This is a genomic window from Dietzia sp. E1, from assembly GCF_014145015.1.
In the GTDB taxonomy this organism is placed as follows: domain Bacteria; phylum Actinomycetota; class Actinomycetes; order Mycobacteriales; family Mycobacteriaceae; genus Dietzia; species Dietzia cinnamea_A.
On sequence record NZ_JAALDU010000447.1, the window covers coordinates 1 to 4,457 of the forward strand.

Sequence of the window (4,457 nt, forward strand, 5' to 3'; positions counted from 1 at the left end):
GCCGTGTGGCGGGGGCCTTCTCTACATCAGGCGCGGGAGGCGATCAGGTGGTGGCCGGAGCCGCGCCACCACCGCTGCCCGAGGGGCCGCCGGTGGAGCCGCCACCGAAACCACCCGTGCTCGGCGGGAGCGAGTCGCCCGGGCCGGCCTCGCCGGTGGGCGCCACGCTCGCGGAGATCTCCTCGCCTTCGCGGTCCCGCGGGGCGTCCGGGCGGGGAGCACCGGAGAAGGTGAACTTGGCGTCCTCGGTGCGCTCGGACTCGCCGTCCCAGCCCTCGACGTCGACCTTCACCATCTCGCCGGCCGCGACCTCGCCGAAGAGGATCTTCTCCGAGAGGGTGTCCTCGATCTCGCGCTGGATCGTGCGACGCAGAGGCCGCGCGCCCAGGACCGGGTCGAACCCGCGCTTGGCGAGCAGGCTCTTGGCCCGATCGGAGACCTCGATGTCCATGTCCTTGGCCTTCAGGGCGTCCCGGACACGGCCGATCATGAGATCGACCATCTGGACGATCTGCTCCTGCGTGAGCTGGTGGAACACCACGATCTCGTCGATGCGGTTGAGGAACTCCGGGCGGAAGTGCTTCTTCAGCTCGTCGTTGACCTTCTGCTTCATCCGCTCGTAGGCGTCCTCGGTGTTGTCGGAGGACTGGAAGCCCATCCCGACGGCCTTGGAGATGTCCTTGGTCCCGAGGTTCGAGGTGAAGATCAGCACGGTGTTCTTGAAGTCCACCATGCGTCCCTGACCGTCGGTGAGACGGCCGTCCTCCAGCACCTGGAGAAGGGTGTTGTAGATCTCGGAGTGCGCCTTCTCGATCTCGTCGAACAGGACCACCGAGAACGGCTTGCGCCGCACCTTCTCCGTGAGCTGGCCACCCTCCTCGTAACCGACGTACCCGGGAGGCGCGCCGAAGAGCCGCGAGGCGGTGAAGCGGTCGTGGAACTCACCCATGTCGATCTGGATGAGCGCGTCGTCCTCACCGAACAGGAAGTTCGCGAGTGCCTTGGACAGCTCCGTCTTACCGACACCGGACGGGCCGGCGAAGATGAACGAGCCCGAGGGACGCTTGGGATCCTTGAGCCCGGCACGCGTCCGGCGGATCGCCCGGGAGACGGCCTTGATGGCGTCCTCCTGGCCGATGATCCGCTTGTGCAGCTCGTCCTCCATGCGGAGCAGACGGGTGGTCTCCTCCTCGGTGAGCTTGAAGACGGGGATGCCGGTCCAGTTGCCCAGGACCTCGGCGATCTGCTCCTCGTCGACCACGGCGGCCACGTCCATGTCGCCCGCGCGCCACTGCTTCTCGCGCTCGGCACGCTCGGCGATGAGCTTCTTCTCCGTGTCGCGCAGGCCGGCGGCCTTCTCGAAGTCCTGCGCGTCGATCGCGGACTCCTTCTCGCGGCGGGTCTCGGCGATCTTCTCGTCGAACTCGCGCAGGTCCGGCGGAGCCGTCATGCGCTTGATGCGCATGCGGGCGCCGGCCTCGTCGATGAGGTCGATGGCCTTGTCCGGCAGGAAGCGGTCGTTGATGTACCGGTCCGCGAGCTGGGCGGCGGCGGCCAGCGCGGCGTCGGTGATCGTGACGCGGTGGTGCGCCTCGTAGCGGTCCCTCAGGCCCTTGAGGATCTCGATGGACAGCTCCACGCCCGGCTCGGGAACCTGCACCGGCTGGAAGCGCCGCTCCAGGGCCGCGTCCTTCTCGATGTGCTTGCGGTACTCCTCGAGCGTGGTGGCACCGATGGTCTGCAGCTCACCGCGGGCCAACTTGGGCTTGAGGATCGACGCGGCGTCGATCGCGCCCTCCGCGGCACCCGCGCCGACGAGCGTGTGGATCTCGTCGATGAACAGGATGATGTCGCCGCGCTGGTTGATCTCCTTGAGCACCTTCTTCAGGCGCTCCTCGAAGTCACCGCGGTAGCGGGAACCGGCCACGAGCGAGCCGAGGTCCAGCGAGTACAGCTGCTTGTCCTTGAGCGTCTCGGGGACCTCGTTGTTGACGATGGCCTGCGCGAGGCCCTCGACGACCGCGGTCTTACCGACGCCGGGCTCACCGATGAGCACCGGGTTGTTCTTGGTGCGCCGGGAGAGCACCTGCATGATGCGCTCCACCTCCTTGGCGCGACCGACGACCGGGTCGAGCTTGCCCTCCATGGCGGCCTGGGTGAGGTTGCGGCCGAACTGGTCCAGGACCGTCGACGAGGACGGGGTGCCGGACTCGCGGCCACCGGTACCCGCGGGCGTACCGGAGGCCTCGGCCTCCTTGCCCTGGTAACCGGAGAGCAGCTGGATGACCTGCTGGCGGACCCGCGTGAGGTCGGCGCCGAGCTTGACCAGCACCTGGGCGGCCACGCCCTCACCCTCGCGGATCAGGCCGAGCAGGATGTGCTCGGTGCCGATGTAGTTGTGGCCGAGCTGGAGCGCCTCCCGCAGGCTCAGCTCGAGCACCTTCTTGGCGCGCGGCGTGAACGGGATGTGCCCGCTGGGCGCCTGCTGGCCCTGGCCGATGATCTCCTCGACCTGACTACGCACCGCCTCAAGCGATATCCCCAGGGACTCGAGCGCCTTGGCGGCCACTCCCTCACCCTCGTGGATGAGACCCAGCAGGATGTGCTCGGTGCCGATGTAGTTGTGGTTGAGCATCCTGGCCTCTTCCTGGGCCAGGACGACGACGCGACGTGCGCGGTCGGTAAACCGTTCGAACATCGTGCTACCTCACATTCCTCGGTTTTTCACCACTGTAGTGGCCGGTTCTGACGCTCTGTACCGCAGGAGCAGCACGGGGTCTGTCACCAGGATTCAACGCGGCAGGTCGGGGAACCATTGCAGATTCGTGTACGCCGTCAGCGAACGCCCGGAACAGACCCCGTTTAGCATGGGCGACAGTGGAAAACGGAGACGGCGGGGACGTGGAGCGCGGACGCGGGTTCAGCATGGGGCGCACGGTCGGGGTGGCCGTGGTCGGTCTGGCGGCGATGGCCGGGCTCATGCTCTGGCTGGCCCTGGCGCTCTCGGATAAACGGGCGCTCGACGCCCGGGAGGGTCTGCTCTTCGGTACGTGGCGCGTCCCTTACGACACCTACGCCCCGCCGGCCGCCGTGATCGTGGCCGCGTTCGCCGTCGCCCTCGCCTTCGTCGCGATCGCCACCGGCGCGGAGACGACGGTGGTCAACCGCTACCGGCGGGCGACGGACGAGGTGGGTACGCCGCTGGCCCCGAAGATCGTCATGGCCGAGACCCGAGGGGTCTTCCACGGGCCGGTGACCATCACGGTCCTCATCCCGGCGCACAACGAGGAGGACCGGATCGCCGCGACGCTCACCTCCCTGCAGACCCAGTCCGACCCGCCCGAGCGCATCATCGTGGTGGCGGACAACTGCACGGACGCGACGCCCGAGCTCGCCCGCGCCGCCGGGGTCGAGGTCTTCGAGACGAAGGACAACGTCCACAAGAAGGGCGGCGCCCTCAACCAGGCCCTGGCGGAGCTCCTGCCGGAACTCGGCGAGAACGCTCTGCGTCATGGTGATGGACGCCGACACCGTCCTGGACCAGGGATACCTCACCGCGGCTCGGCGCCGCTTCACCGACGACCGCGCGCTCATGGCGGTCGGCGGCCTGTTCTACGGGGAGGACGGCGCGGGCCTGCTGGGCCAGTTCCAGCGCAACGAGTACACCCGCTACAGCCGCGACATCCGTCGCCGGCGGGGACGGGTGTTCGTCCTCACCGGCACCGCGTCCGTGTTCCGGTCGCGCGCGCTGCGCACCGTGGCCGCGTCACGCGGGACGAGGATCCCGGGCCGCGCCGGGGACGTCTACGACACGGCCGCCCTGACCGAGGACACCGAGCTCACGCTCGCCCTGAAGTCCCTGGGCGGGCTCATGGTCTCCCCGCAGGAGTGCACCGTGGTCACCGAGGTCATGCCCACGTGGAAGGCACTGTGGCATCAGCGACTGCGGTGGCAGCGGGGCGCGCTGGAGAACCTCGCCGCGTACGGGATCACCCCCCAGACGACCCGCTACTGGTTCCAACAGCTCGGCATCGGCTACGGCGCGATCGCGCTGTCGAGCTACCTGCTGCTCATCCTCATCACCGCCCTCGCGTTGGACCAGTGGGTCTGGTACCCGTTCTGGGGCGCGCTGGGCCTGCTGTTCATGCTCGAGCGGCTGGTCGGCGTGTGGCGCGCGGACCTGCGCGCCAAGCTCGTCGCCATCACGCTCGTCCCGGAGCTGATCTACGCCACGTTCCTCAACGTGGTGTTCCTCAAGGGCGTGGTCGACATCCTCCTGGCGCGGCAGGCCAGCTGGGGACACGTCGTGCGGGACGCCGACGGCGCGACACGGGTGGCGGGCACATGACGCCGGGCGGCGGCGGTGTCGCACCGCACGAGATCGTCCTCGCGGGGATCCTCCTGCCCGAATCCGTGCTCTCCTCGGACTGGTTCGCCGTCCTCGCGGCGTTCGTCGC

The 4,457-nt window shown here is 68.7% G+C and carries 1 protein-coding gene and 2 pseudogenes; 2 read left to right on the forward strand and 1 reads right to left on the reverse strand.

The features are described from left to right. Positions 1-43 precede the first annotated feature (43 nt). Positions 44-2,698, reverse strand: coding sequence for an ATP-dependent Clp protease ATP-binding subunit (locus G6030_RS13725; protein WP_182643506.1), 2,655 nt, complete (start codon positions 2,696-2,698; stop codon positions 44-46). Positions 2,699-3,219: 521 nt separating this feature from the next. On the opposite strand from G6030_RS13725, the pseudogene G6030_RS16610 reads away from it, so the two are divergent. Then, a pseudogene (locus G6030_RS16610) lies at positions 3,220-3,414 on the forward strand (glycosyltransferase); the annotation flags it as partial. A 46-nt stretch (positions 3,415-3,460) separates the two neighbouring features. Further along, positions 3,461-4,348: pseudogene (locus tag G6030_RS16615) on the forward strand (glycosyltransferase family 2 protein); the annotation flags it as partial. Positions 4,349-4,457: the final 109 nt, after the last annotated feature.